This is a genomic window from Hathewaya limosa (assembly GCF_030815255.1).
Classification (GTDB): domain Bacteria; phylum Bacillota; class Clostridia; order Clostridiales; family Clostridiaceae; genus Hathewaya; species Hathewaya limosa.
Genome location: NZ_JAUSWN010000051.1, coordinates 1 through 2,071, shown reverse-complemented (window position 1 = coordinate 2,071; position 2,071 = coordinate 1). Strand labels below are relative to the sequence as shown.

Sequence of the window (2,071 nt, the reverse complement as noted above, 5' to 3'; positions counted from 1 at the left end):
TTTAATTTTCAAAGATCAATTTCTCACTTTCAACCGCTCTCACCAAGCGACTTACTTATAATATCAAATTTCTTTTTCTTTGTCAACAACTTTTTTTAAATTTTTTAATTTAATTTGTTGTTTTACTGCGTTGCCGCAGCGACAAGATATATAATATCATATAAAGAATAGTATATCGCTCCGTAATAAGTTAAATATACGGTTCTACTTTTATTTACTTATTTTTTCTTAATATAACTCTAAATTTCTTATATTGACATGCCCGGCAGAGTTTTAGTCGAATTTTGTTACTATATGTATCTTGTATCATTAAAACCTTGAATTTTAAATGTTTTAATAAATCTCTTACTTTATTTCCATTGACAAGTTATACCTAGTAAGAATAGTATATGAACTAAGTAATAAACTTGAATAGGGGGAATTATATTGACGAAAACCAATAATCTAGTCCAAGGTGGTATCCTAAAATCTCTAGTATCTCTAGCCTTACCAATAATGGGTACCTCTTTTATACAAATGGCTTATAATATGACAGACATGATTTGGATTGGAAGAACCGGTAGTCTTGCTGTTGCCGCTGTCGGTACTGCAAGTTTTTTTACATGGTTTGGACAATCTTTTATTTTACTTTCTAAAACCGGTGCAGAAATCGGAGTATCTCAATCCTTAGGTAGAGAAGATATTAACACTGCTAAAAGTTATGTTTGTACTGCAATTCAATTAAATATATTATGTGCTATTCTATATTCCATAATATTAATTTTTTTTAAATCTAACCTCATAGGATTTTTTAATTTAAATTCTAACGTGGTCATTAAAATGGCTGAAACTTATTTAGTGTTTATTTCCTTAGGATTAATATTTAATTTTATTAATCCTGTGCTTACTGGGATTTTTAATGGTATGGGGAATAGCAAAACTCCATTTAAAATTAATACCGTTGGACTTATATTAAACATATTTCTTGATCCAATGCTAATCTTTGGTTTTGGACCTATTCCAGCTTTGGGGGTTACGGGTGCAGCTATAGCCACTGTACTTGCTCAAACTATTGTTACTATTTTATTTTTATATGAAATAAACAAAATAAATATTTTATTGTTTAAAATAAATCTTTTTAAAAGTTTTAAATTAACATACTTAAAAGAAATACTTAAATTAGGTTTACCAGTTGCAATTCAAAATGGATTATTATCTTTTTTTGCTATGATCATTGGAAGAATTATATCCGTATTTGGTGATACAGCTATAGCTGTTCAAAAAGTTGGTACTCAAATAGAAGCAATATCTTGGATGACAGCAGGTGGTTTTTCTAGTGCCATAAGTGCATTCGTAGGTCAAAATTATGGTGCTAAAAAAATTAACCGTATATTTAAAGGATATTCTATTGCCCTAAAAGTAGTTAGCATAATTGGGGTCATTACATCATTATTATTAATATTATTTGCAAAACCTCTATTTTGTATCTTCATTAGGGAACCAGAAGCAGTATCTTTAGGTGTTGATTATTTAAAAATCCTTGGAGTATCTCAATTCTTTATGTGTATTGAAATAACTACTGGAGGAGCTTTTAATGGTTTGGGGAAAACCTATCTACCTGCTATCATAAGTATAGTATTTACCGGACTAAGAATTCCCTTTGCTCTGTTATTATCTAAATCTAATTTACTTGGTCTAAATGGGGTGTGGTGGAGTATTAGCATAAGTAGTATATTTAAAGGAATTATATTAGTTATGTTATTTATAATATTGATAATACGAAATAAAAAGTTCATTAGTTCATTTAATGAAAACTTAGAAATGTAAAAAAGAACCTTTAGTAAAATATACTAAAGGTTTTTTAGTTGAAGTATTTTTAAATATAAAAAAACATCTTAGAACTATCTAAGATGTTTACTGGTGGCTCGAACTGGAATCGAACCAGTGACACGAGGATTTTCAGTCCTCTGCTCTACCGACTGAGCTATCGAGCCATGTGGCTCCGCGAAAAGGATTCGAACCTTCAACCTATCGGTTAACAGCCGAGTGCTCCACCGTTGAGCTATCGCGGAACGTTTTCACCTGGCGACGT

At 30.4% G+C, this 2,071-nt stretch carries 1 protein-coding gene and 2 tRNA genes; 1 reads left to right on the top strand and 2 read right to left on the bottom strand.

The window, feature by feature from the left end:
* The first annotated feature begins 426 nt into the window (after positions 1-426).
* Positions 427-1,806 carry an MATE family efflux transporter gene (locus tag QOZ93_RS13975; protein ID WP_307357462.1) on the top strand — a complete coding sequence of 460 codons (1,380 nt, stop codon included), beginning with the start codon at positions 427-429 and terminating at the stop codon, positions 1,804-1,806.
* Between the two features lie 91 nt (positions 1,807-1,897).
* Here the strand turns inward: QOZ93_RS13975 and QOZ93_RS13970 are convergent.
* Both QOZ93_RS13970 and QOZ93_RS13965 read right to left on the bottom strand, forming a co-directional pair.
* Positions 1,898-1,973, bottom strand: a tRNA-Phe gene (locus tag QOZ93_RS13970).
* A 3-nt stretch (positions 1,974-1,976) separates the two neighbouring features.
* Positions 1,977-2,051, bottom strand: a tRNA-Asn gene (locus tag QOZ93_RS13965).
* Positions 2,052-2,071: the final 20 nt, after the last annotated feature.